The organism is Solimonas sp. K1W22B-7 (assembly GCF_003428335.1).
Classification (GTDB): Bacteria; Pseudomonadota; Gammaproteobacteria; order Nevskiales; family Nevskiaceae; genus Solimonas_A.
This window is the reverse complement of the sequence record NZ_CP031704.1, coordinates 1,131,493-1,157,173: the sequence shown is the minus strand read 5'-3', so window position 1 is coordinate 1,157,173 and position 25,681 is coordinate 1,131,493. Positions and strand designations below refer to the sequence as shown.

The window sequence follows — 25,681 nt, the reverse complement described above, 5'->3', positions numbered from 1 at the left end:
GATGAACGCGGATCAAGAACGTCTTTTTAATCCGCGTTCATCCGCGTGATCCGCGGCCAAAAACCGCTGTAAACAGACGGGCGGGACGCCGTTGCCGGCGCCCCGCCCTCACATCCCTTCAGCCCAGGCCGAAGGTCTTGCGTGCATTGCCGGAGGTGATCTTGATGCGATCGGCCTCGGGAATGCCGGCTTCGGCGAACTGGCTCACGACCTGCTTGCGCGAGTTGGGCCAGCAGGTGGCCGGGTGCGGGAAGTCGGTGGACCAGTACAGGCAGTCGGGGCCGAAGTACTTGTAGCACTCGGTCAGGCCGCGCGGCTCGTACATGAAGGTGGCGCCGCACTGCTGGCGGAAGGTCTCAGAAGGCGGCTTCTTCACGCCCGGGAACGTGTAGTGCTGGTGCATGCGCGGATCCAGCAGCGACTCGAAGAACCAGGGCAGCCAGCCCAGACCCGGCTCGACGAACAGCACCTTGAGCTTGGGATACTTTTCCAGCGTGCCGGTGAGGATCCACATGCAGATCGTCTCGGCCAGCGGCGCCCAGGCCAGGCCGGTGAAGATGCCCTTCTGCGGCGTCGGATCGCGGCGGAAGGTGTCCCACAGGTTCTTGTGCAGATCCAGGTGGTTGAGGATCGTCAGGTTGGTCTCTTCCAGCAGCGACCACAGCGGCGCGTAGCGCTTGTCGTAGAAGTCCGGCAGGCCCAGGTCCGAGGGGAACGGCGTCAGCTGCACGCAGCGCGCCTTCTTGTCGCGCGCCAGGCGCTCGACTTCCTTGAGCGCGAAGTCGATGTCGTACAGCGGCAGCTGGTAGGCCGTCATCAGGCGTACCGGGTCATGCGCCGCGAAGTCGGCCATGGCGTTGTTGTAGCCCTGGAACACTTCCTTCCAGTTGTCACCCATCAGGAAGGGGTTGGCGATCTTGGCGCCGGCCAGCTCCGGGAAGATGACCTCGGCGTAGACGCCGTCCAGGTCCATCGCCTTGAGCTTGCCTTCCGGGTTGAAATGGCCCGGGTCCTTGGCGGCTTCCGGGTCCACGAAATCTTCCAGCTCCAGCTGCGGCTGGCCGCCACGCAGCACCTTGGCCGCGTACTCCTCGGCCTTGCGGTTGGCGTCGTCCCAGACCTCGTGCAGTTCCTTGCGCAGGCGGGCCTTGACCCAGTCATCCGTGAAATGGACGTGGGAATCCACCGATACCAGCTTTTCCTGGGCTAACTCGACCATGTGCTGCTCCTCCACGCTGTTTTATGGCCGGCGGGCGCCAGCCTGTACCGTCCCAGCATAGACAGCGGGTCGGCGGTGGCCCATAGCAAAATCTGACAACCGCGAATCCCGCCGCAAAAACCTTGTGAATCAATGGCTCGCAAGGGGTGTGGGGCGCTTTGTGAGTGCAACTTACCCGGGGGCGGGCGGGGCGGCCTGACACATTTGAGGTAGAGCCCGGTCCGATGCAAAGGAACGTGGGAGCGACGCGAGTCGCGATCTTTCAGGGCGAAAAGATCGCGACTTGCGTCGCTCCCACTTGCTCCTGCAGCTACTGCTTCACCAACACCTCCAGCGAATAGGATCGGCCCGGGTTGCTGGGGTCGTTTTCCGGGTCCACCGTCAGCAGGAAAGCCACGCGGCCGCTCTTGGAGAAGGAGGCAGTGAGGGGCGTTTCGCCGCTCGGTGTCAGCGTGATCGTGCCGGCCTGCGCGTTCAGCACCCAGGTACCGCCTTGCTGCTGCGCCGGTGGGTTTTGCGCCGATGAGATGAAGGCGTCGGCGCTCTCGGTGCATCCAGCGGCGGTGTATTGGTGATCATGCCCCTGGAAGCTGCTGGTGGTAGCGGCAACGGACTTGCACTGCTGTGCCTTGCCGCTGTACTCGTCCGACTTCTGGATGATAGAGGCGGTGAAGGTGCCATTGGCGGCGAAGGTCACCGTACCTTCGGTGGACGACGATCCCGACTTGAAGCGGCGTTGGACCGCCTCGCTGCCGGTCTTGGTCTTGATGCCCATCAGGTGGTAGCTGCCGACCACGTCGGCGACGGTCAGCGGGCCATTGGCCGCCTCCAGCGCCGTTACCTTGGTTTCCAGCGTCGCCACCTTGGCCTCAAGCGCGGTCACGGCCGTGACCAGGGCGGCGAAATTGGCGTTGACCTCGGAGGCCTTGGCCGGTGCGCCGGCGGTGAAGGTATTGGGCACCGAGGCGGCATGGGCCGAGCCGGCGCCGAGCAGCAGGACTGCTGCGATCATCATCTTGCGCATTCGAATTCTCCTTGTGGATTTACTGCCAGGTGACCTGGTCCCAGCTGCCGTCGTCCCAGGCCAATGGCGGACCGGAACTGGAGGAACCGCCACCGCCACCGCCACCGCCGCAACTGGCGACCAGCAGGCAGGCGCCCAGCGCCGCGCAGGCAAAAAGAAACCGCGTCCCGTGATGGAACGAGCCTGTCTTTTGGTTCATGCGACACCCCCGTGTGCTGACTCTCCGGGGCACTTTACGCCTTTCCGGCGCGGGGTGAATGGCCGATCGGGCCGGGCCGCTTTCAGCCCGCCTGCCGCGTACAGGCCCGGTACTCGCTGGGGCTGAGCCCCGCCCAGGTCTTGAGCGCGCGCGACAGGCCGTTGGGCTCGGCAAAGCCGGCACGCAGCGACGCCTCGCCGATCGGCAGGCCTTCGCGCAGCAGGCGCGCGGCCTCCTCGCGGCGCACTTCTTCCTTGAGCATGCGGTAGCTGGTGAACTGGGTGTCGAGCCGGCGGCGCAGGGTCTGGCTGCTGACATGCCAGGACTCCGCCACCTCCTCGATCGAAGGCAGCGCGCCGCTGGCCTGCAGCTGGCGGCGCAGGCGCTCCTTGAGCAGGGACCGCAGGGAACGCTCCACCTCGGCGTGCTGGGCCAGGTCGATGCTCTGCGGCTCGATGAAGCGGCGCAGGTCGTCGCGGCTGCGGACGACGGGGCGGTCGAGATAGGCCACCGGCAGCACCAGCTGGGCACTGGGGCGCGAGAAACGGCTCAGGCCGCTGAAGGCTTCGGCGTACTCCTCCAGCGGGCCGGAAACCGGATGCGGGAATTCGGCGGCCACCAGCGGGATTTCCTCGCCGATCAGCCAGCCGGCGAAGCGCGACCAGATCAGGAACCACCACTCCACCTGCACGCGGTGACGGTCCAGTTCGGGGCGCGCGATGTTCATCGCCACCGAAGCGACGTCGGGGTGCACGTGCAGGTCGAAGCCGATGTCGCTGGTCACGCCCTCGTAGTAGCGGAAGGCATGCGCCAGGGCCTCGCCCAGCGAGCCGGCGGTGACGGCGCGGTCGCACATGCGCACGAAACTGCCGACCTCGCAGGGGTCCGCGGTGAGACCGCAGAACTCGTCCATCATCATCAGCTTCACGTTGCGCGAGACGCGGCAGAACGTGGTGGAGTCGAAGCCGGAGGCCTCGCGCAGGGCCGAGGTCGACAGAGACACGGCCTGGCCGATCATTTCCTGCGGGTAGCCGTGGGCTTCCGCGCTGTCGATCATCGCGCGGGCGTAACGGCTGAGAAGACCGGATGTCGCCACTGTCTGCTCCTGGGTTGGCACCCCACGCGCCGCCTGGGTGATTCATCGCGCTTTGGCGATGCCTAAATGGCATCGCCTGCGATGAATCACGGGCGGCCACGGATGGCCGCCCAGGGGCCAGATCAGGAGATGCGGTCCCGCCATGGACGGCTCCCCCAATCTTAATCCCATTCCCCTCCAGCAGCGCGAGGTGCGTACCGCCTACCTTCCCCCTCTCCCCTACCCCTCTCCCGCGAGGGGAGAGGGGAACAAAAACATGGAGTTAGCCAACCCCAGCCGCCGACGCCACCGGCGCCGGAGCACGGCCTTGCCCCTTGTAGAACCAGGCCCCCAGCGCCGGCAGCAGGCAGATCGCGCCGAGCATGTTCACCAGGAACATGAAGGCCAGCAGGATGCCCATGTCGGCCTGGAACTTCAGTGCCGAGAACGCCCAGGTGCCGACGCCGATCGCCATGGTGATGGCGGTGAACACGGCGGCGGTGCCGCGCTGGCGCATGGCTTCGTAGAAGGCGCTGCGGAAGTCCTTGCCGTCGTCCAGGTCATGCTGGATGCGCTCGAACAGGTAGATGCCGTAGTCCACGCCGACACCGACGCCCAGAGCCACCACCGGCAGCGTCGCCACCTTCAGGCCGATGCCCAGCACCGCCATCAGGGCGTTGCAGAAGATCGACACCATGGTCAGCGGCACGATGATGCAGATCACCGCTGTCAGGGAGCGGAAGGTCAGCAGGCACAGCAGCGCCAGGGCGCCGAAGATCGCCACCAGCATCGTCACCTCGGCGGAGCCGACGGCCTCGTTGGTGGCGGCCATCACGCCGACGTTGCCCGAGGCCAGGCGCAGCTTGACGCCCTTGACCGGGTTGGCGGTGATGAACTTCTTGATCTCCTCGACGGCGTGGGCGACCACGGTGCCGTCGTGATTCTTCATGAAGATCAGCACCTGGATGGCGCGGCAGCTCTCGTTGTTGAGGCCCAGGTTGGGATCGAAGGCCTTGGAGCCGGTGGACAGGCCGGTTTGCGTGCGCGGCAGCGCACGGTAGCGCGGGTTGCCCTCGTTGAAGGCCGAGATCACCAGCTTGCCGATGCCGGCGACGCTGGTCACCGACTGCACGCCGTCGATGCCGCGCACGTACAGCTCGAAGCGGTCGACCAGGTCCACCACCTCGTAGTGCAGGCAGGAATCGCCCTCGAACTGCTTGGCCTCGACCATCACCGTCAGCACGTCGGTGCCGATGTTGTAGCTGCTGTTGATGGTGCGGTCGTCGTAGTTGTAGCGCGAGTCGTGGCGCAGCTCGGGCACGCCCTTGCCGGAGTCGCCGATGACCATCTTGCGCGAGGCCATGGTGGACACCACCAGCAGCACCGCGCAGACCGCGAACACGATCACCGCGGTCTTCGGTTCGGCGCATCGGGCCAGCGCCTTCCACACACCGCCCATCAGGTTCGAGGGGCCGCGCAGCGAGTGCTGGCGGCTGGACTCTTCCAGCTTCACGCGGGTCAGGATGATCGGCAGGATCATCTTGTTGGTGGCGATCATCAGCAGCACGCCGAGGCAGGCGGTGATGCCCAGCTCGTGCACGATGGGGATGTCGATGAACATGATCACCGCGAAGCCCAGCGCGTTGGTCAGCAGCGCCACGGCACCGGGGATGAACAGCTTGCAGAAGGCCGCGCGCGAGGCTTCCACCGCCGTGGCGCCGGCCACCACTTCCTGGCGCCAGGCATTGGTCATCTGCACCGCGTGCGACACGCCGATGGAGAAGATCAGGAACGGCACCAGGATCGACATCGGGTCGATGCCGAAACCGATCAGCGGCAGCGTGCCGATCAGCCACAGCACCGGCAGCAGCGCCACCACCAGGGCCACTACGGTGAGGCGGATCGAGCGGGTGTACCAGAACAGCAGCGCCATGGTGATCAGGAAGGCGACGCCGAAGAAGATGAACACGCCGAGCAGGCCGTAGATGACGTCTCCCAGCAGGCGCGCGAAGCCGATGATGTTGACCTCGACGTTGCCCTTCTCGAACTTCTGGCGGATCTCGGTGAGCTTCTCCTGCACCTGCCAGTAGTCGACGCGCTGGCCTTCCTGGCCCTTGCTCGGGTCGTAGTCCTGCAGGTCGGCGCGGATCATCGCGCCCTTGAGGTCGTTGGCGACGATCAGGCCGATCTGGCCGGACAGCGCCACGTTCTTGCGCACCTGCGCCAGCTCTTCCGGCAAGCCGGAATACTTGGCCGGCACCACCGGCTCGCCGTTGAAGCCCTGCTCGGTGATCTCGATGTAGTAGGTGCTGGGCGTGAACAGCGACGACACCTTGGTGCGGTTGACGCCGGGGATGTAGAACACCTCGTCCGTGGCGCCCTGCAGGGCATCCATGAACTCCTTGTTGTAGATGTCGCCCTCGCCCTTCCAGCGCAGGTTCACCAGCAGCGTGTTGGCGCCGGAGAAGTCGCGCATGTAGTCCATCATCGTGCGCATGTACTCATGCTTGATCGGGATCAGCTTGAGGAAGCCCGGATCGAGCTTGACGCGCGTGGCGCTGGCGGCAAACAGCGCGGTGATGATGGCGAAGATCACCGCGAAGACGCGGCGGCGGCCGATGAGGACGTCGGCGATGCGGCCGACGATGCTTTCCATTTTGCTGCTCACGGAGTGACTCCCTTGGGCTGCGCGTTGAGGCCGCCCAGTTCCACACCACCTTCACCGGCGGTGACGATGTCGCCGCTCTTCAGCGACAGCACGGCGGTCAGGCTCTTCTGGTTGACGGGGGACATGCGCGTGAAATTGGAGCCGCCGTCGCGCGACACGAATACCGCGTTGCTGGCACCCACCAGGATGATTTCGTTCTGGCTGGTGACCGCGCCGCCGAACAGCGACAGCGACTCGGGAATCTTGCTCTTGTTCCAGGTCTGGCCGCTGTCGGTGCTGTAGTAGGCGTTGCCGCGCATGCCGAAGGCCAGCAGGCCGCGCGAAGGCAGCGACAGCATGCCGAAGAAGGAGCCGGCATAGACGCCCGGGTGGTCCTTCCAGGTGGCGCCCTTGTCGCGCGACTGCAGCAGCAGGCCGCGCTCGCCCACCAGCCACAGGCTGCCGTCGGCGGCGCGGGTCATGGCGTTGAGATGGCGGTCGCCGATGCCGCTTTCGGCCTTGCCGACATTGGCGAAGGGATCGGCCCAGGGATCGTCGGCCGCCGGTGCCGCGGCCTCGGCGGGCGGGGCTTCGGCGGCGGCGGGAGCCGCGCCTTCCTCCACCAGCGTCGACTTGGTCCAGGTCTTGCCGCCGTCGCTGGAAGTCAGGAACAGGCCGAAGGAGCCGTAGGCGAAGAGCGTGCCGTCGTAGGGACCCGCGACGCCCAGCAGCGGATCGCCGCCCTCGGCGACGAACTGCACTTCCTTCCAGGTCTCGCCCTGGTCCTCGCTGCGCAGTATCCAGCCGTCATGGCCCACCGCGATCAGCGCGCCGTCGATCGCCAGCACCTGGGTCAGCGTGGAGCCGCGCGGCTTGTCGACCTTGGCTTCGTGCCAGCCACCCTTGCTGTCGTTGGCCACCAGGATGCGGCCCAGTTCGCCGACCGCGACCAGGCGCTCGCCGGCCTGGACGACACCGTTGATCTGGATGCGGTCCGGCTGCACCTGCGTCGGCGCAAACGGCGGCGGCGGACGATGCGAGAAGGCATAGACCGCTGCGCCGGCCACGGCCACGGCAAACAGCAGCGACGGCCAGCCGCTGCTGAACGAACTTTTCACCGGACTGGAAGACTCCAGCGACGACGCCATTCGATTCATTTCGAATCTCCTCACTTCATTTTCTGACCCGGTCTCTGCCGGGTATCTCACCAGGTCCAGCGATGCCGGCAGCCCAGCCCGGGCAGCCGCCGCGTCATCGCGCGAGCCGCTCTCAGGCGGCTATTTCAAACAGCGCGGCGGCACCCATGCCCCCGCCGATGCACATCGTGGTCACCACGTACTGCACGCCGCGGCGACGACCCTCGATCAGGGCGTGGCCGACCATGCGGGCGCCGCTCATGCCGAAGGGGTGGCCGATGGCGATGGCGCCACCGTTGACGTTGAGACGGTCATGCGGGATGCCGAGCTTGTCGCGGCAGTAGATCACCTGGCAGGCGAAGGCTTCGTTGAGCTCCCACAGGCCGATGTCGGACACCTTGAGGCCATGCTTCGCCAGCAGCTTGGGGATGGCGAACACCGGGCCGATGCCCATTTCGTCCGGCTGGCAGCCGGCCACGGCGAAGCCGCGGTAGATGCCCAGGGGACGCAGGCCGCGATCCTTGGCAGCCTTGGCGTTCATCAGCAGCGTCGCGGCGGCGCCGTCGGACAGCTGCGAGGCGTTGCCGGCGGTGATGTGCTTGCCGGCCTGCACGAACTTGCCGTCCTTCCACACCGGCTTGAGTGCCGACAGGCTCTCGAAGGTGGTCTCGGCGCGGTTGCCTTCGTCCCTGGCCAGCGTCACCGTTTCCTTGGTCGTCGGATTGCCTTCCTTGTCGAACAGCTGCTTCTGCACCGTCAGCGGCACGATTTCGTCGTTGAACAGGCCCGCGGCCTGTGCGGCGGCGGTGCGCTTCTGGCTCTCGGCGGAGTATTCGTCCTGGGCCTGGCGGCTGATGCCGTAGCGCTCGGCGACGATCTCGGCGGTCTCGATCATCTGGATGTAGGCGGTGGGCTGTGCCGCCAGCACTGCGTCGGAGACGAAGCGGTAGCTGTTCTTGTGCTTGTTCTGTACCAGCGAGATGGATTCCAGGCCGCCGGCGATGACGATGTCCTGCTCGCCCACCATGATGTTCTTGGCGGCGATGGCGATGGTCTGCAGGCCGGATGCGCACTGGCGGTCCAGCGTCATGCCGGAAACGGTGTCGGGCAGGCCGCCGGTGTAGGCGACCAGGCGGCCGAGGTTGTAGGCCTGGGTGCCCTGCTGCGCGGCGCAGCCGATCAGCACGTCGTCCACTTCCTTCGGATCGACCTTGGCGCGCTCGACGGCGGCCTTGACCACGGCGCCGCCCAGCACCGGGGCCTCGGTGTCGTTGAAGGCGCCACGGAAGGCCTTGCCGATGCCGGTACGCGCAACCGAGACGATGACAGCTTCGTTCATTACCAGATTCTCCGGGGTTGCGGTCGGGCCGGGCCCGCCGCGCCTAAGGGTTCAGTGAACAACGGTACGCCCTGCCCGGGCGGCCAGCTTCACTCAAAAGTAGTAGCGCGAAATGGTGTCCGCGATGCAGGCGGGCTTGGTTTCGCCCTCGATTTCGACCGTGACGCGGATCGTGGCCTGCACGCCGCCATCGCGGGTCCGCTCCGCCGCGATCAGGTCGCCCTTGCCGCGGATGCGCGAACCGACCTTCACCGGCGAGGGGAAGCGCACCTTGTCGCAGCCGTAGTTGACGCCCATCTTCATGCGAACGTCGACGATCTCCGGCAGGAAACGCGAGGCCAGCGACAGCGTCAGGTAGCCATGGGCGATGCAGGAGCCGAAGGGGCCATCCTTCGCCTTTTCCGCATCGACGTGGATCCACTGGTGATCGTCGGTGGCGTCGGCGAACAGATTGATGCGCTCCTGGGTCACTTCCACCCAGTTGCTGACGTCCAGCGGCTGGCCGATGGAACTGAGGATGGCATCGGCGGTTTCGAACAGGGTAGCCATGGGGTCGTTTCTACTATGGGTCAGGCGCGCTGCGAGGAGGCGGAAATGACTTCGCCGACCAGGTAGGAGGCGTAGTCGGAGGCCAGGAACACCATGATGTTGGCGATCTCGAAGGCCTCGGCGCCGCGGCCGAAGGCCTCGCGGCTGGCCAGCTCGTTGAGCAGGGCCTCCGGGGCGCTCTTGCGCAGGTGGTCGTGGAACACGATCGACGGCGACACCGCGTTGATGCGGATGCCGTAGTCGGCGGCTTCCAGGCCCGAGCAGCGCGTCAGCGCCATCACGCCGGCCTTGGCGGCGGCGTAATGGGCCTGCTCGGTCTGCGCGCGCCAGCCCAGCACCGAGGCGTTGTTGACGATGGCGCCGCGGCCGCGCGGCTGCATTTTCTTCAGCATCGCGCGGGTCATGCGGAAGGTGCCGGTGAGGGTCACGTCCAGCACCTTGTGCCATTCCTCGTCGCTCATGTCGACGACGCGCTTGCTGCCGCCGAGGCCGGCGTTGTTGATCAGGATATCGACGCCGCCGAGCTTGTCCTCGGCCGCGTCCACCAGGGCCTGCACATCGGCTTCCACCGCGACGTTGCCGACCTGGCCGAACACCTGCGCCTGCGGGAACTCCTTCTGCAGGGCCTGGGCGGCCTCTTCGGTGCGGCGCGGGTGGATGTCGGACAGCATCAGGGCGCGGACGCCCTCTTCCAGGCAGCGCTTGGCCGCGGCGAAGCCGATGCCGCCACCGGCGGCGGCGGTGATCAGCACCGTCTTGCCCTTGAGCAGGCCATGGGCGGGAACGTAGGGCGGCGGCGCGGTCGGGGTCGCGGTCATGGGCATTCCTTGTCTAGTGGAGCCAGTCTGACCGGCCGGGGGTAGCCCGGCCTCCTTCGGAAGGACGAGGATTAACCATGCGGGGGCAACGCAACCCCCGGGCCCTTGAGGTAGGAGCCGGGAGATATCGGGCTTAAGCGGGCCGCAGTTCGCGCGGCATCTGCAGGCCGCGCTCGGCAATCAGGTTCAACTGGATCTCGTTGGTGCCGGCGTAGATGGTGTCGGCGCGCGAGAAGAAGAACAGCTGCTGCAGCGGGCGGATGGCCGGATCGTCGGAGATCGTGTCGGCTTCGGGGCCGAGCACGTCCACCGCCAGCTTGCCCAGGTCGCGGTGCCAGTTGGACCAGTAGTACTTGTAGATCAGCGCCTCGCGGCCCAGCTGGGTCTGCTCGCCGGCGAGCATGCGCAGGGCGTTGTAGCGCATCACGCGCAGGCCGCTCCAGGCCAGCGCGAGGCGCTGGCGCACCTGGGCGTCGCCGGCCTTGCCCACGGCCTGCGCCGCGGCGACCACCAGTTCCACCTCGTGCGCGAAGTGCATCTGCTGGCCCAGCGTGGACACGCCGCGCTCGGCCTCGAGCAGGCCCATCGCCACCTTCCAGCCTTCGCCGGGGGCGCCGACGATGTGGTCGGCCTGCGCCACCGCGCCGTCGAAGAACACTTCGTTGAACTCCGAGCCGCCGCCGAGCTGGCGGATCGGGCGGATCTCGATGCCGGCCTGCTTCAGCGGCATCAGCAGGAAGGCCAGGCCCTTGTTGCCCTTGCTGCCGGGCTCGCAGCGCGCCAGCACGAAGATCCACTCGGATTCCTGCGCCAGCGAGGTCCAGATCTTCTGGCCCTGCACGCGCCAGGAGCCGTCGGCTTCCTGCCAGCAGCGCGTCTGCACGTTGGCCAGGTCGGAGCCGGCATTGGGCTCGGAATAGCCCTGCGCCCAGTACTCGCGGCCTGCGACGATCTCGGGCAGGAAGCGCGCCTTCTGCGCGGCGCTGCCGAAGCGGATCAGCGCCGGGCCGATCAGGCCCTCGCCGATGTGGCCCATGCGGCCCGGGCCGCCGGCGCGGGCATATTCCTCGTGGAAGATCACCTGCTGCTGGATCGACAGCGCGCGGCCGCCCGCCTCCTTCGGCCAGCCGACGCAGGTCCAGCCGCCGGCGGCGAGTTCGCGCTCCCAGTCCTTGCGCAGCTCGGGGAAGGCTTCCTCGTCGCCGGGGCCGCCGCGGTGCTTCAGCGGCGCGAAGCGGCCGGCGAGATGCTCGCGCATCCAGCCCGCGACTTCGGCGCGGAAGGCCTCGTCGGGATGGTTCGACGCGGCGGCCTCATCGGCCTGCGTGCGCGCGGCGATGACGGCGGCGGCAAGGTGCTCGCGCAGCGCGTCGGCACTGCCCAGCCAGTGGCTGCTGGCCTGCGCGCGCTTGAAGTACAGCTGCGGGTCGTATTCCCAGGTGAAGCCGACGCCGCCATGCAGCTGGATCGCCTCCTGCGCGCACCAGAAGAAGCTGTCGGCCGCCAGCGCGCGCGCCATCGCCGTTTCCAGTTCCAGCTTGTGCGTGTCGCCGCCCGCGGCCGCCACCGCGGCGGCGCCGGCCACCGCCGAGCGCAGCTCCTCGACGCGCACCATCATCTGCGCGCAGCGATGCTTCACCGCCTGGAACGAGGCGATGACGCGGCCGAACTGCTTGCGCGTGGCGGTGTAGGCCACGGTCAGGTCCAGACAGGTCTGCGCGCCACCGAGCTGCTCGGCGGCGATGTACAGGCGCGCCAGCGCGGCGGCACGCGGCAGGCCCTCGGCCATGCGCGCGGGATCGTCGATGCGGTCGGCGGAGACGCCGCTGAGATCGAGCCGCGCGAAGCGGCGCGTCTGGTCCCAGCCGTTGAGCTGCTGGATCGCCAGGCCCTCGTCGTCGTTGCGCACGGCAAACAGGCCGTGGTCGCCGTCGGGCAGGCGCGCCAGCAGGAACAGCCAGGTGACGTTGGCACCGTCGGGCACGCGCGCGCAGTAGCCGTTGAGCTTCCAGCCGTCGCCGTCGGGCACGGCTTCCAGTTCCGAGGCGGCGGCGGCCCAGTCGGTCACGCTGGGCAGGGGCGCGGTGGCGCTGAGGCTGCCCTCGGCAATGGCCGCGAGGAAGCGGCTGCGCGCCGCCTCGGTGGCGGTTTCGTTGAGCAGGTTGGCCGCCAGGCACACCGTGGAGAAGAACGGCGCACACAGCAGGCGGCGGCCCATCTGCTCCATGACCAGCGCCAGCTCCACCGGGCCCAGGCCCAGGCCGCCGCAGTCCTCGGGAATCGCCAGCGCGCACCAGCCCAGCTCGGCACCGATGCGCTGCCACACGGCCTCGTCGTAGCCGGCGGCGCTTTCCATCGCGGCGCGCACCGCTGCCGAGGTGCTGACGTCGGCGAGGAAGTTCTCGGCCGCGTCGCGGATCAGGATCTGGTCTTCGGTCAGCGCCAAGTTCACGTCGGGCGTCCAGCTTCGTGGCTATGAGGCGCAGATTATCGTGGGCGCGGGGTCCGCGGCTCTTCATCCAATAGGGTTAACGAAAAAGCTCTTTTGCCACGGATTACACGGATGAACGCGGATCAAGAAACCCGCTGGTCCTGCGCAAACCCCTCGCCTTACAGGCGAAATGAGCTGTAAATCCGTGTCAATCCGCGTTTATCCGCGGCTGAAATGCTTTTTTTCAGGCTTTAACGACAAAACCCCGCTCTTGGCGGGGTTTCGCGGTACTGCGCGGTCCTTATGCCGCTACAGCGAGCTTTTCGACCTTCTGCGCTTCCCAGAACTTGCGCAGGCGCCGCGCGGTAACGCCCGGCACCTCCACCATCGGCAGGTGGCCGACGCCGCGCAGCTTCTTGACCACCGCGTGCGGGATCACCGCCAGGAAGGCATCGGCGGAGGACACGTCGAGGATGCGGTCCTGCTCGCCCCAGAGCACCAGGGTCGGCACCTGGACGCCGGCCAGTTCCACATGCGGGGTCTTGATCATCTGCGCGAACAGATGCAGGTTGAGCATGCGACGGCGCGTGAACTGGCTGTACATCAGCGGCGCCAGGGCCAGCGGCAGCGTGGCGCGGTTGCGCTCGATGACGTTCTCCAGCAGCTGGATTACCTCGGACAGGCGGCTGGCGAGCAGGCCGTTGCGCCCTTCGGCCAGGCCGCGCTCGAAAGGGCTGGAATTCTCGCCGTGCATGCCGGCGGCGTTCATCAGCGTCAGCGAGGCCACCTGGGAGGCGTGGCGCGCCGCCAGCAGGCCAGCGATGGCGCCGCCCATGGAGCTGCCGACCACGTGCGCCGGTACGCCGATGGCGCGGCGCGCCCACTCGGCGACGCGCTCGGCCTGGCGGTCCAGCGTATAAGGGCGGCCGTGGATGTACTGGCTCTCGCCCCAGGCCGGGAGGTCCAGCACGTAGAGGCGGTAGCGCTGCATCAGGAAGGGCAGCATCAGCAGCCAGTTTTCCTTGCTGGAGGTGAAGCCGTGCAGCAGCAGCACCGGCTCGCCGCGGGCGTTGCCGCCTTCCATCCACACCAGGCGATGGCCGTCGACTTCCATGCTGCGCTTGCTCATGCCGGAGGCCAGGCGCTGCACTTCCCGCAGCAGCGGCCAGGCCAGCCCCGAGGGCTGCCACTGGCGCAGGGCGTCCTCGTCGACCGGCTCGGACTTGGCCAGGTAGGCGGCGCGCACCAGGTCCAGCGCGGCCTGCTGTTCGGTCAGGGCCTTGGGACCCGCCTTGGAATTCCCGATTACCGAACGTATCGGCGAGATCGCCGATCGCAGGCTTGCGAGTACGGCGGCAGAGGGAAAACGGATCATCGGGCCTCCAGTTTTATGGCGAAACAGCCGGCACGATCTGGGTTCGTGTCAGCAGCGACGGACCTTAAGGAGAAGCTGACGCAGGCGTCATTGGCTTGCCTGACATCGATCAATGTCACAGTAATTTAGGTTACCCCACGTTTTGTGCAGTGCAGCATGCAAGCCCTTGAATCGATGGATAAAGCCCGTTCACACACGAAAATGCCCCGAAGCTTTCGCCTCAGGGCATCGTGTCCGAAACCGCTCCAACGCCTGGCCGTAGCGTCAACAGGCCCTAGTCAGCTGCCGTAGACCTTCTGCGCGGCCGGCGACTCGGCGATCAGGCCGTCGATCACCTCGGTCAGTTCGGCCGGGTTCCATTGCGCCTTCTTGTCGCGGACGATGCCGGTCTTCCAGCCGTTGGCGATGGAGACCTTGCCGCCCTCGACCTCGAAGACATTGCCGGTGACGTGGGCCGACAGCGGGCTGCACAGCCAGACCACCAGCGGCGCGACGTTCTCGGGGGCGTAATGATCGAAGCTGCCGTCTTCCGGCTTCTTCATCAGGGCGCCGAACGGGCCCTCCGTCATGCCGGTGCGCGCGGCCGGGGCCAGGGCGTTGGCGGTGATGCCGTAGCGGCCCAGTTCGGCGGCCTGCACCAGCGTCATCGAGGCGATACCGCCCTTGGCAGCGGCGTAGTTGCTCTGGCCGATGGAGCCGTTGAGGCCGGCGCCGGAGCTGGTGTTGATGATGCGGCCGTCGGCCTTGGTGCCGGTGGCCTTGACCTGGTCGCGCCAGCGCTGCACCAGCTTGCTGGCGATGCAGAAATGACCCTTGAGGTGAACCTTCACCACCAGGTCCCAATCGTCTTCGCTGAGCGAGGCGAACATGCGGTCGCGCACGATGCCGGCGTTGTTGACCACGCCATGCACGTCGCCGAAGGCGTCGACGGCGGTCCTGACGATGTTGTCGGCACCGGCCATCGAGGTGATGTCGTCGACGCTGGCCACGGCCTTGCCGCCGGCAGCCTGGATCTCGGCGACCACCGCCTCGGCGGCCTCGCGCTTGATGTCGTTGACCACGACGTTGGCGCCCTCGGCGGCCAGCGCCAGCGCGTAGCCGCGGCCCAGGCCGGCGCCCGAGCCGGTGACGATGATCGTGCGGTTGTTGCAGATGCCCATGTGAATTCTCGTTGATTCTGGTCTTCTCTCTCCCGCCTGCGGGAGAGAGACCGAGAGAGAGGGTTTCTGTAGCGCAAGGACGGGCCAACAAGCCCACCTTCTACAGAAACCCTCTCCCCTGCCCCTCTCCCGCAAGCGGGAGAGGGGTTCCATTTACAGCTATTTACCCCAGCCGCTCGATGATCGTGACGTTCGCCACGCCGCCGCCTTCGCACATGGTCTGCAGGCCGTAGCGGCCCTTGGTGCGCTCCAGCTCGTTGAGCAGCGTCGCCATCAGCTTGACGCCGGTGGCGCCCAGCGGATGCGCCAGCGAGATGCCGCCGCCGTTGACGTTGGTCTTGGCGTGCGGGTAGCCGGTGTCCTTGAGCCAGGCCAGCACCACCGGGGCGAAAGCCTCGTTGATCTCGACCAGGTCGATGTCCTCGAGCTTCATGCCGGACTTCTTCATCGCCTGGCGCGTGGCCGGGATCGGAGCGGTCAGCATGTAGATCGGGTCGTCGGAGTAGACGCTCATGTGGTGGATGCGCGCGCGGGCCTTGAGGCCGTACTGCTTCAGCGCCTTCTCGGAGACGATCAGCATCGCCGCGGCGGCGTCGCCGGTCTGGCTCGACACGCCGGCGGTGATGGTGCCGCCCGGGGCCAGCGGCTCGAGCTTCTGCATCTGCTCCAGCGAGGTCTCGCGGGTGGTTTCGTCGTGCTCCAGGCCGTTGATCGCGACGATCTCGTTCTTGAAGCGGCCTTCGGCGATGGCACGGCGGGCGCGCACATGGCTTTCCAGCGAGAACTTCTCCATGTCCTCGCGCGAGATGCCCCACTTGTTGGCGATCAGCTGCGCGCCGTTGAACTGCGACACCGGCTCGCTGCCGAAGCGCGCGGTCCAGCCCTTGGAGCCGGAGAACGGATCCTTGAAGCCCAGCGGCTGCGCCGCGATCATCGCCGAGGAGATGGGAATCTGCGTCATGGTCTGCACGCCACCGGCGACCACCACGTCCTGCGTGCCGCTCATCACCGCCTGCGCGGCGAAGTGCACCGCCTGCTGCGAGGAACCGCATTGGCGGTCGATGGTCACGCCCGGCACGTGCAGCGGCAGGCCGGCGGCCAGCCAGGAGGTGCGGGCGATGTTGCCGGCCAGGGGACCGATGGCATCGAGGCAGCCGAAGATGACGTCGTCATAGTCCTCGGCGGGAACCTTGTTGCGCTCGACCAGGGCCTTGAGCACGAACGCGCCGAGATCGGCACCGTGGATGGCGGACAGGCTGCCCTTGCGCTTGCCGGTGGGCGTGCGCAGGACATCGACGATATAGGCTTCGGCCATGAGAGCTTCCTTTTCCTTTGATTAGTCTGTTGCGACCGCGTGACGGGGATCGGCGCGGATCGGCGGAATTCTGCCGCTTTCCGCGTCGATCCGCGTCACCCGGCCGGCGATCCCTTAAGCGAACGTTTCGCCGGGGCCCAGGCGGGCACCGTCGGAGAGAATGAACTCAGCGACGCGCTTCTTGTGGAAGGCGCGGTCGCCCCAGGCCGAATCCAGTGCCCAGGCGCGTTTCATGAACATCTGCAGGTCGGTTTCCCAGGTGTAGCCCATGGCACCGTGCACCTGCATGCTCTTGCGCGCGCCCAGCAGCGCGGCTTCGCCGGCCGCCAGCTTGGCATGGGACACGTACACGCCGCGGCGGGCCTGCTCGCGCTCGGTGGCGTAGGCCGCGCGGTACAGCACGGGCTTGGCGAACTCCACCTTCACCGCGACGTCGGCCAGGTGGTGCTTCACCGCCTGGAACGAGCCGATGGCCTTGCCGAACTGCTTGCGTGTGGCGCTGTAGTCGATGCCCAGGTCCAGCATGCGCTGCGCCAGGCCCACCAGCTGCGCGGCACCGGACAGGGCGGCGCGGTCGAGCACGCCGTCCCAGAGCTGCTTGCCCAGGCGCGCCGGGCAGATGCGCGTGGCGTCGCTCGGCGTCCAGCTCACCTTGTACAGGCGGCGCGACATGTCGATGCTGGGATTGAACGACAGCTTCACCTGGTCCTTGGTCAGCGCATGCACTTCGTCGTCATGCCACATCAGGATCAGGTCGGCGTTCTGCGCGTCGGCGACCATCGGGTTGACCGGGTGGCCCACGGCGATGCGTGCGCTGCCGTCTGCGATCTTCGGCAGCCAGGTCTTCTTCAGCGAGACGTCGGCCGGCAGGCGGTTGATCAGGTAGGTGGCCAGGTAGGCCGTATCGATCAGCGAGTCCGGGATCGCGTAGTAGCCCAGCTCCTGGTGGATCAGCACCCACTCCAGGTCGCCGGCACCGATGCCGCCGAACTCTTCCGGAACCGACAGTGCCGTGAGGCCCTGCTCCGCCAGCTTGCCGCGCAGCTCGCGCGAACGGCCGGTTTCGGTTTCCCAGATTTCGCGCAGCCACTCGGGAGCGGCTTCCACCATCAGGAACTTGCGGATCGAGTCCGAGAAGGCGATGTGTTCGTCTTTGAACGTGAAGTCCATGGTTCAGGACCTCGGCAGGCCGAGCATGCGCTCGGCGATGATGTTGCGCTGGATCTCGTTGGACCCCGCGTAGATCGGGCCGGCCTGCGCGAACAGGAAGCCCTCCAGCCAATGGCCGACGTTGCCGGCGTCCGGCGCGGTGTCGAGCAGCTCGGCGCGCGGGCCCAGCAGGCGCATCGCGGCCTCGTGCATCGACAGGTCCAGCTCCGACCAGAAGATCTTGTTGGTGCTGGCCTCGGGGCCGATGTGCTCGCCCTTGCGCAGGCGCGCGGCGGTGGCATAGGTCGACAGCGTATAGGCCTCGGCGTCCATCCAGCTCTTGACCACGGCATCGCGCAGCGAGCAGTCGTCGATCTTCTCGCCTTCGGCCTTGTACAGCTCCACCAGCGACCTGGCGGTCTGCTGGAAGCGGCCCGGCGAGCGCAGCATCAGGCCGCGTTCGAAGCCGGCCGTGGCCATCGCCACGTTCCAGCCCTGGCCTTCCTCGCCCATGCGGTTTTCCACCGGCACGCGGACGTTGTCGAAGAAGATCTCGGCGAAGCCCGGCAGGCCGTTGAGCTGCTTGATCGGACGGATCGTGATGCCCGGCAGGTTCAGCGGCAGCAGCACGAAGGTCAGGCCGTGGTGGCGCACCGAGTCGGGCTCGCTGCGGAACAGGCCGAACAGCCAGTCGGCCCAGACCGCGCGGGTGGACCAGGTCTTCTGGCCGTTGATGACGTAGTGGTCGCCCTCGCGGATCGCCTTGCAGCGGATCGCGGCCATGTCGGAGCCGGCGCCCGGCTCGGACCAGCCCTGCGCCCAGATGTCGTCGCCCGCCGCCATGCGCGGCAGGAAGCGCTGCTTCTGTTCCTCGGTGCCGTACTCCATCAGCGTCGGCGCCAGCAGGAAGATGCCGTTCTGGTTGACACGCAGCGGCGCGTGCGCACGCCAGTACTCCTCTTCGAAGATCAGCCATTCGATGAGATCGACGCCGCGCCCGCCCAGGGGCTCGGGCCAGGTCACCGCGCTCCAGCGGCCGCTGTTGAGCTTGTGCTCCCAATCGCGGTGCTGGCGAAAGCCTTCCTCGGTGTCGAAGCTCTGCAGCGGCTGCTTCGGCACGTTGTCGGCCAGCCATTCCCGGATCTCTGTCCGGAACTTGTTTTGTCGCTCGGTGTATTCGAGACGCATGGTGGTTTCAGCCCTATGTATATTTTATTAGTTCAGCTCTGCGGCTAGAACTTGGCGTCACGCTTCTCGACGAAGGCGCGCCTTGTTTCTGCCGAGTCTTTCTCGCTATACGCCTGGAGCGTGAAGCCCTGCTCCCAGCGGTACTTGTCTTCCAGGTTGCCGTCCTCGATACCGTTCAGGGACTCCTTGGCCAGGCGGATCATCGCCGTGCTCTTGGCGGCGATCTTTCTGGCGATGCCCAACGCCGCCTCGCGCAGCTCGGCGCGCGGCACCACGGTCTCGATCGCGCCCAGGCGCCAGGCCTCGGCGGCGGTGATCGGCTCGCCGGTGAAATACATCATGCGCACCTTCTGCACCGGGAACAGGCGCTGCAGGTGCGCGCCGCCGCCCATGGCGCCGCGATCCACCTCGGGCACGCCGAAGGTCGCGTCCTCGCTGGCCACGACGATGTCCGCCGCGCCGGCCAGGCCGATGCCGCCGCCCAGCACGAAGCCGTGCACGGCGACGATCACCGGCAGTTCATTGCGATGTACCGCCTTGAAGCTGCGGTAGTTGCCGGCGTTGACCGAGACGATCTTCTCCGGGTGCTTGTCCAGTTCCTTGATGTCGACGCCGGCGCAGAAGCCGCGGCCCTCGGAGCGCAGCACGATCACGCGCGCCTCCGGGTCCTTGCCCAGGCGCTCGATCTCGTCGGCCAGGGCATGCCAGCCGGCGTCGTTGAGGGCGTTGACCGGCGGGCGGTCGATCACCAGTTCGGCAATGCCGTCGGCGATCGTGGTGCTGAATCCGTGAGTCATGCGGTCTTGTCCAGGGGAATGGGGGGGGTGGCGAGGCTGGCGAGGCGCGCCTCGGCCTCGGCGACGATGCCTTCGATGAGATCCTTGACGCTGGGCAGCGTGCCGATCACGGCGGCGACCTGGCCGCTGGGCAACACACCCTCGTCGGGGCGGCCCTCGACCATGGCGCGCTGGATCAGCACGGGGGCATTGGCCGCCATCATGGTCTGGATCGCCGAGTCGCCCTCGCGCAGCGCGGCGAAGAAGGTCCTGGCCATGTGCGCGATCGACATGCCGGTGTGCACGCGCCATTTCCAGGCGCTGTTCAGGGCCACGAACAGGCGATGGAACAGGCCGCCGGCCTCCAGCTTCAGCAGGAAGGGGTTGTCGATCATGCGCTGCGGCATGCCGTCGACGGCGGTGGAGGCCCGGATCTGCGCCGGCTCCTTCACTGCGATGTACTTCTGCAACGTCGCCTGCGGCACAGGCGACTCGGCCGTCATCAGGAAGCGCGTGCCCATGGCGATGCCGGCGGCACCGAAGGCCAGCGCGCCCGCGAGGCCACGGCCGCTGTGGAAACCACCGGCCGCGACCACCGGCACCTTCACCGCGTCCAGCACCTGCGGCAGCAGCAGCGTGGTCGGCACCGAGCCGGTGTGGCCGCCGCCCTCCGCGCCCTGCACGGTGATGATGTCGGCGCCCAGCTCGACGGCCTTCTGCGCATGCTTGAGCGCGCCGACCGTGGGCATGCACAGGATGCCGGCGTCCTTGAAGCGCTTGATGGTCCTGGCGTCCGGGCCGCGGCCATAGGACACGGCGCGGACGCGGTCCTTGTGCTTCAGGCACAGCTCGATCACCTCCAGCGCATTGGGCTGGAACATGTGGAAGTTCACGCCGAACTGCGCGGTGGTGGCGGCGCGCACGTCGGCGATGGCCTGCTCCAGCTGCGCCGTCGACATGGTGGCGGCGGCGAGGAAGCCGAAGCCGCCGGCATTGCTGGTGGCGGCCACCAGCTTCGCATCCGCCACCCAGCCCATCGCGGTCTGAACGATCGGATAACGGCAGCCCAGCAGGCGCGTCAGTTCGGTTTGGAGGGCGCTCATCTCAGTCGTTCTTTTTATTGGCGGCCGCCATGGCCTTGGCGTCCAGCCCGCCGAGGTTGTTGCCGGTCAGCAGCTGGTTGTGGACATGCGCGAGATGATGCCAGCCGAAGGCGGCGTCCATCGCCGTTCGTTTGCCGCGCAGTTCCTCGACGTGGTTGATCGCCTGCTTGGCCAGGGCCATGGCCAGGCGCGGCTGCGCGGCGAGCTTCCTGGCGATGGCCTCGACCGAGGACTGCAGCTCCTCGCGCGACACCACGCGGTTGACCATGCCCATCAGGCAGGCACGATCCGCCTTCATCTTCTCGCCCAGCAGCAGGAATTCCTTGGCCACGCGCGGATGCAGCTCGAAGGCGTGGGCGAAGTACTCCACACCGGGGATACCCATCTGCAGCACCGGGTCCTGGAAGTAGGCATCCTCGCTGGCGACGATCAGGTCGCAGGTCCAGGCGAGCATCAGGCCGCCGGCGATGCAGGCGCCCTGCACCATCGCGATGGTCGGCTTGGGCACGTCGCGCCAGCGGCGGCACATGCCGAGGTAGACCTCCTGCTCGCGCGCATACTGGAACTCGCCGCCGGGCTTGCCGACGTGGTCGTACCAGAGGTGCTGGCGCTCGAAGCTCTCGTGCGCGTCACGCTCGGGCGTGCCGATGTCATGGCCGGCCGAGAAGTTCTTGCCCTTGCCGGCGAGCACGATCACCTTGACCGCATCGTCGTCGACCGCGCGCCGGAAGGCAGCGTCGAGCGCGTAGGTCATCCTGGAGTTCTGCGCGTTGTGGTAGCGCGGCCGGTTCATGGTCAGCCAGGCGACGCCGTCGCGCTGCTCGTAGAGCACGATGTCCTCGGGCTCCAGGGTTTCGGGCGGGCTCATGGGATCAGTTCTTGACGATGACCGATGAGCCGTGGCCAAACAGGCCCTGGTTCGCGGTGATGCCGACCTTTGCATGGGCCACCTGGCGCTCGCCGGCCTGGCCGCGCAGCTGCCAGGTCAGTTCGCAGACCTGGGCCAGCGCCTGCGCCGGCACGGCTTCGCCGAAGCAGGCCAGGCCGCCGGAGGGGTTCACCGGCAGGCGTCCGCCGACCCTGGTGACACCCTCGCGCAGCAGCCGGGCCGCGTCGCCGCGGGCGCAGAGCTGCAGGTCTTCGATCCAGTCCAGTTCCAGCGCGGTCGACAGGTCGTAGACCTCGGCGACGCTGACGTCCTCGGGGCCGATGCCGGCTTCCTCATAGGCCTTCTTCGGCAGCGCGGCACGAAAGCTCTGCGCCGGTACGGCAACGGCCGAGTCGGTGGCGATGTCCGGCATTTCGACCAGGGCCGAGGCGAAGCTGGGCGTGACCGTGGAGATCGCGGCGATGCGCGGCGCCTTGGCCCTGCCGATCTTCCGGGCGTAGTCGAGGCTGGAGACGATGATCGCGGCGGCACCGTCGGAGGTGGCGCAGATGTCCATCAGGCGCAGCGGGTCGGCCACCATCGGCGAGGCGGCCACGTCCGCGGCGCTGAAGGCCTTGCGGTAGCGGGCGTTCAGGTTCGACAGGCCGTGCTGTGCGTTCTTGATCTTGACCTGCGCGAAGTCTTCCAGCGTGTCGCCGTACATCTCGATGCGACGACGCGCGTACAGCGCGAAATAGGTCGGGTTGGTGATGCCCAGGCGGAAGCGCACCCAATCCGGATCGTCCGGACGGTCGCCCGGCTGCGGCTTGAGGAAGCCCTTGGGCGTGGTGTCGGCGCCGATCACCAGCGCGACCTCGCATTCGCCCGACAGGATTTTCGAGCGCGCCGCGGCCAGGGCCTGCGAGCCGGAGGCACAGGCGGCGTAGGAGGTATTGACCTGCGCACCCTGCCAGCCCAGCGCCTGCGCGAAGGTCGCGCCCGCCACCTGGCCCGGGTAGCCGTTGCGGATCGTCGCCGCGCCGGAAACGAACTGGACGTCGCGCCAGTTCACGCCGGAATCGGCCAGCGCGTCGCGCGCGGCTTTCACGCCGTACTCGACGAAGTTCCTGCCCCACTTGCCCCAGGGGTGCATGCCCACGCCGAGGATGGCGATTTCGCGGTTGGTGCTCACGCCGCCACCTTCCACTTCCAGGTCAGCTTGCCGTCGGCCAGGGGCTCCAGCACGAGTTCCATCTCCAGACCCGCACGCAAGGCCTCGACACCGGTGCCGGTGACCACCTGGCCCAGCACGATCATCTTTTCCTTCTCCAGCTCGACCGCGGCGATCGTGAACGGCACGAAGGCTTCCTTGTCGACCTGCACGTAGGGCTCGGGCGGCTGGTAGGCGGCATTGGTGAAGGACCAGAGCTTGCCCGTGCGCGACAGCGGCACTTCCTCGAAGCCCTCGCCGTTGCAGCCGGGGTTGCGGCAGAAACCCTTGAGCTTGGGGAAGTAGTAGGTGCCGCAGGTCGTGCAGCGCGACCCCAGCAGGTGGGGGCGCTGCTCGTCGAGCGTGAACCAGCCCTCCAGGACCGGTACGCGGGTGGGCTGTTCGGCGAGAACAGCGCTCATGCGGCGGCCTTGACTGCGGGCGGATTGTTCTTGAGCTGCGTGGCGCGCAGGTTGTGCGGGTCCATGCGGCGGATCACCGCCAGCTGCGCGGCGGTCGGCAGCGGTGTCTCGCCGATGTCCGGCGCCTGCAGCAGCGGGAAGCCGGTGGCGGCCTGCACCTGCTCGAAGCTCACGCCCGGATGCAGCGACTTCACGCGCACCGCGTGGTCGGGGCCGCCGAAGTCCAGCACGCAGAGATCGGTCACGACCAGGCGCAGGTCGACGTAGTCCTGCTTCATGCCCGGCGCCCAGCGCTCCGGCTTGTAGCCGACGCCCGACACCATGTCCACTTCACCGGCCACGAACACGCGCGGGCCGTGGTTGGGCACGATCATCGAGTTGATGTGGTTGATGCTGTTGCCCGGCAGGCCGCGCACGCCCAGGATCGCCGACTTCGGCTTGTCGTAGGGGCCTACGGAGGACAGGTTGGTCTGGCCCCAGCGGTCGATCTGCGTCGGGCCGATCATGGCGTGACGCTTGCCGCCCCAGACGCATTCGAACACCCGCTCGAAGGACATGTAGCCTTCGTACCTGGGCTTGTAGTCGCCGCGGGCGCCCAGGGGCACCGGCTCGGACACCAGGAAGGCCTCGCTGTCGGTCATCAGCAGCTCGGGCGAATGCGTCAGCTTGGCCAGCGAGGCGCCGATGCGCGGGATCACGCCGATGCCGGAGGCCAGCAGCTCGCCGTTGTCGCGCCAGGCCTCGGAGGCGGCGACGATCATCAGCTCGGCCAGGGATACCACTTCGTTTTCAGTCATCTGGGTCATTTCAGAACACCGGCTGCTTGAGCTTGGCGGCGCGCTCGGCACCGCCGATCTTCGCCAGGTATTCGCTCTCGCCGGGGGTGACGAACTCCTCGACGTATTTCTGCCAGCCGTTTTCCTCGGTGGCCGAGGCGTTGTAGCGCTTCAGGTGATCCATGTCCCAGCCGTAGTCGGGGCCGAGGTAGGTCGGGTGCGCGCCCAGCGGCGCGTGCACCACGCCCTTCACGAGATAGCGCTCGAAGGGATTCTGCTTCGCCGTGTCGGCGTCCAGCTCGAAGCGCTCGCGCAGCACTTCGGTGCTGACGTAGCAGGCATCGGCGGCGCGGGCGAACAGGTGATCGAAGAAGGTGTCGGCACCGCGGACCAGGGTGTTGCCCAGGCGGTCGGCCTCGTTGACGTGCAGCAGCGCGGCGTCCAGCTTCAGCGCCGGCATCGCGATGTAGACCTCGCCGTCGGCGTAGGGCGACTCGATGGTCTTGAGCGAAGGATTGCGCGCCAGCACGTCGGTGGCCAGGCCGCAGCGCGTCGGCAGGAAGGACATGCGCATGCCGGCGGCGCGCAGGCCCCACTCGAACATGCCCTCGTCCAGCTCCATCACCTCGATGGCTCCACCCTCGCGCGACTTGCGGAACCAGGGCTCCAGCGGGATCGCGTCCATGGTGACGAAGGCGTAGACCAGCTTCCTGACCTTGCCGGCGGCGCAGAGCATGCCGACGTCGGGACCGCCGTAGGACACCACGGTCAGGTCCTTCAGGTTCGAGCGCAGGATCTCGCGCACCAGGGCCATCGGCTTGCGCCGCGGGCCCCAGCCGCCAATGCCGATGGTCATGCCGTCACGCAGCTGCGCGACCGCCGCGGCCGCGGACATTTCCTTGTTGAGCGCCATTAGCGGAAGCCCACCGAGAAATCGTGGCCCCAGATCGAGACCTGTTTGGTCTGCGTGGTCTGCCAGGTGGCGGGATCGACGTTGATGCCGCCGTAGCCGTACTCGATCGCGAAATTGCCCGGCGTCATGACGTAGAACGAGGTCATGCGGTCGTTCTCGTGCTCGCCCAGGGTCGCCATCATCTTGACGCCCTGCTTCTGCACGCGGTCGTAGGCCAGGCCGACGTCGGTCATGGTGTTGACCTCGACCATGGCATGCACGCAGCCGGCCGGGTTCGGCATCTCGGCCAGCGCCAGGCTGTGATGGCGGCCGCTGGCGGCGTGCAGGAAGTAGATGCGGATGACCGGGGCGTCCGGGCCCATCTGGAAATTGAACACGTCGGACAGGCCGAAGCCGAAGACGTCCTGGAAGAACTTCAGGGTGGCGTCGAAAGTGCCGGCCGCGGGCAGCACGGTGTGGCCGATGCCCTGCTTGCCGGTCTTGAAGCCTTCCACGCCGATCGGCGAGGCGAACGGCGCGGTCGGACCGGTATAGCCCCAGCTGATCTCGTGGCGGTTGCCGGAGGGATCGCTGAACGAGGACAGGGCCTGGACCTGGCGGGCAGCGACCAGTTTCGCGTCACCGGCCTCCACCGCGACGCCGGCCCGGGCCAGGGCCGCCAGGGCGTCGGCGTAGGCCGCCTCGTCGCGGACTTCCCAGCCCGAGGCGTAGTAGCGATCTTCCGGCCCCGGCGTCACCGAAATACGGTACGACCGTTCGTCCATCTTGAGGAACAATCCACCCTCGGACGTCGCCGAAGTGGACATGCCGAGCACCTGCTCGCCGTAGTGTTTCCATTTGGCCACGTCGGTGCTTTGCGCAACGATGTAAGCCAGTGATTCGATTCTGATCATTGGTGACCGGAGTCCGGGAATATGGGGAGTGGCGCCATATTGGTCCGGAGGGCGGTTCTGATCTTCATCCGTTGGGATGAGACCGTACGGAGAGGG

General features: G+C 67.3%; 23 protein-coding genes and 1 pseudogene. All 24 read right to left on the bottom strand.

What is annotated here, in order from left to right; translation table 11 throughout:
• Positions 1–118 precede the first annotated feature (118 nt).
• Positions 119–1,219: an amidohydrolase family protein gene (locus D0B54_RS05385; RefSeq protein WP_117289909.1), complete on the bottom strand. Its 1,101-nt coding sequence runs from the start codon at positions 1,217–1,219 to the stop codon at positions 119–121.
• 310 nt (positions 1,220–1,529) lie between these two features.
• On the bottom strand, positions 1,530–2,243 hold the full coding sequence (locus tag D0B54_RS05380; protein ID WP_117289907.1) for a hypothetical protein: 714 nt from the start codon (positions 2,241–2,243) through the stop codon (positions 1,530–1,532).
• Between the two features lie 19 nt (positions 2,244–2,262).
• Positions 2,263–2,442, bottom strand: a complete 180-nt coding sequence (locus D0B54_RS24175; protein WP_162932231.1) for a hypothetical protein — start codon at positions 2,440–2,442, stop codon at positions 2,263–2,265.
• An 82-nt stretch (positions 2,443–2,524) separates the two neighbouring features.
• Complete coding sequence (locus D0B54_RS05375; RefSeq protein WP_162932230.1) at positions 2,525–3,538, bottom strand: AraC family transcriptional regulator; 1,014 nt, start codon at positions 3,536–3,538, stop codon at positions 2,525–2,527.
• A gap of 262 nt (positions 3,539–3,800) precedes the next feature.
• Positions 3,801–6,173, bottom strand: a complete 2,373-nt coding sequence (locus D0B54_RS05370) for an efflux RND transporter permease subunit (RefSeq protein WP_117295062.1) — start codon at positions 6,171–6,173, stop codon at positions 3,801–3,803.
• A gap of 8 nt (positions 6,174–6,181) precedes the next feature.
• Positions 6,182–7,321, bottom strand: a complete 1,140-nt coding sequence (locus tag D0B54_RS05365; RefSeq protein ID WP_117289904.1) for a WD40/YVTN/BNR-like repeat-containing protein — start codon at positions 7,319–7,321, stop codon at positions 6,182–6,184.
• Positions 7,322–7,433: 112 nt separating this feature from the next.
• Positions 7,434–8,639 (bottom strand): acetyl-CoA C-acyltransferase, encoded by a 1,206-nt coding sequence (locus tag D0B54_RS05360; protein WP_117289903.1) that lies wholly within the window; start codon positions 8,637–8,639, stop codon positions 7,434–7,436.
• A gap of 93 nt (positions 8,640–8,732) precedes the next feature.
• On the bottom strand, positions 8,733–9,188 hold the full coding sequence (locus D0B54_RS05355; protein ID WP_117289902.1) for a MaoC family dehydratase: 456 nt from the start codon (positions 9,186–9,188) through the stop codon (positions 8,733–8,735).
• A gap of 20 nt (positions 9,189–9,208) precedes the next feature.
• Positions 9,209–10,006, bottom strand: a complete 798-nt coding sequence (locus tag D0B54_RS05350) for an SDR family oxidoreductase (RefSeq protein WP_117289901.1) — start codon at positions 10,004–10,006, stop codon at positions 9,209–9,211.
• Between the two features lie 133 nt (positions 10,007–10,139).
• Positions 10,140–11,345: an acyl-CoA dehydrogenase family protein gene (locus tag D0B54_RS25145; RefSeq protein WP_367396797.1), complete on the bottom strand. Its 1,206-nt coding sequence runs from the start codon at positions 11,343–11,345 to the stop codon at positions 10,140–10,142.
• Between the two features lie 12 nt (positions 11,346–11,357).
• Positions 11,358–12,458, bottom strand: a pseudogene (locus tag D0B54_RS25140) (acyl-CoA dehydrogenase family protein); the annotation flags it as partial.
• A 280-nt stretch (positions 12,459–12,738) separates the two neighbouring features.
• Positions 12,739–13,812, bottom strand: coding sequence for an alpha/beta fold hydrolase (locus tag D0B54_RS05340; RefSeq protein WP_117289897.1), 1,074 nt, complete (start codon positions 13,810–13,812; stop codon positions 12,739–12,741).
• A 278-nt stretch (positions 13,813–14,090) separates the two neighbouring features.
• On the bottom strand, positions 14,091–14,972 hold the full coding sequence (locus D0B54_RS05335) for an SDR family oxidoreductase (protein ID WP_117289895.1): 882 nt from the start codon (positions 14,970–14,972) through the stop codon (positions 14,091–14,093).
• Between the two features lie 163 nt (positions 14,973–15,135).
• A complete protein-coding gene (locus D0B54_RS05330) occupies positions 15,136–16,287 on the bottom strand; it encodes an acetyl-CoA C-acetyltransferase (RefSeq protein WP_117289893.1) in 1,152 nt (383 codons plus the stop codon).
• Between the two features lie 114 nt (positions 16,288–16,401).
• Positions 16,402–17,457 (bottom strand): acyl-CoA dehydrogenase family protein, encoded by a 1,056-nt coding sequence (locus D0B54_RS05325; protein ID WP_117289892.1) that lies wholly within the window; start codon positions 17,455–17,457, stop codon positions 16,402–16,404.
• A 3-nt stretch (positions 17,458–17,460) separates the two neighbouring features.
• Positions 17,461–18,624, bottom strand: coding sequence for an acyl-CoA dehydrogenase family protein (locus D0B54_RS05320; RefSeq protein WP_117289890.1), 1,164 nt, complete (start codon positions 18,622–18,624; stop codon positions 17,461–17,463).
• A gap of 44 nt (positions 18,625–18,668) precedes the next feature.
• A complete protein-coding gene (locus D0B54_RS05315; protein WP_117289888.1) occupies positions 18,669–19,421 on the bottom strand; it encodes an enoyl-CoA hydratase family protein in 753 nt (250 codons plus the stop codon).
• The gene (locus D0B54_RS05310; protein WP_117289885.1) at positions 19,418–20,503 is read right to left on the bottom strand and encodes an NAD(P)H-dependent flavin oxidoreductase; all 1,086 of its coding nucleotides are present in this window, start codon (positions 20,501–20,503) and stop codon (positions 19,418–19,420) included. Before D0B54_RS05310 ends, D0B54_RS05315 begins: the two co-directional genes overlap by 4 nt.
• A gap of 1 nt (position 20,504) precedes the next feature.
• Positions 20,505–21,371 (bottom strand): enoyl-CoA hydratase, encoded by an 867-nt coding sequence (locus D0B54_RS05305; protein WP_117289883.1) that lies wholly within the window; start codon positions 21,369–21,371, stop codon positions 20,505–20,507.
• A 4-nt stretch (positions 21,372–21,375) separates the two neighbouring features.
• Positions 21,376–22,524 (bottom strand): lipid-transfer protein, encoded by a 1,149-nt coding sequence (locus D0B54_RS05300; RefSeq protein WP_117295060.1) that lies wholly within the window; start codon positions 22,522–22,524, stop codon positions 21,376–21,378.
• Positions 22,525–22,559: 35 nt separating this feature from the next.
• Entirely contained in the window at positions 22,560–23,003 is a 444-nt protein-coding gene (locus D0B54_RS05295) for a Zn-ribbon domain-containing OB-fold protein (RefSeq protein WP_117289881.1), read from the bottom strand.
• On the bottom strand, positions 23,000–23,800 hold the full coding sequence (locus tag D0B54_RS05290; RefSeq protein ID WP_117295058.1) for a CoA-transferase subunit beta: 801 nt from the start codon (positions 23,798–23,800) through the stop codon (positions 23,000–23,002). The genes D0B54_RS05295 and D0B54_RS05290 overlap by 4 nt, the downstream gene beginning before the upstream one ends.
• A gap of 10 nt (positions 23,801–23,810) precedes the next feature.
• Entirely contained in the window at positions 23,811–24,692 is an 882-nt protein-coding gene (locus tag D0B54_RS05285; protein WP_117289879.1) for a CoA transferase subunit A, read from the bottom strand.
• Positions 24,692–25,585 carry a VOC family protein gene (locus D0B54_RS05280; protein WP_117289877.1) on the bottom strand — a complete coding sequence of 298 codons (894 nt, stop codon included), beginning with the start codon at positions 25,583–25,585 and terminating at the stop codon, positions 24,692–24,694. The genes D0B54_RS05285 and D0B54_RS05280 overlap by 1 nt, the downstream gene beginning before the upstream one ends.
• Positions 25,586–25,681 lie beyond the last annotated feature (96 nt).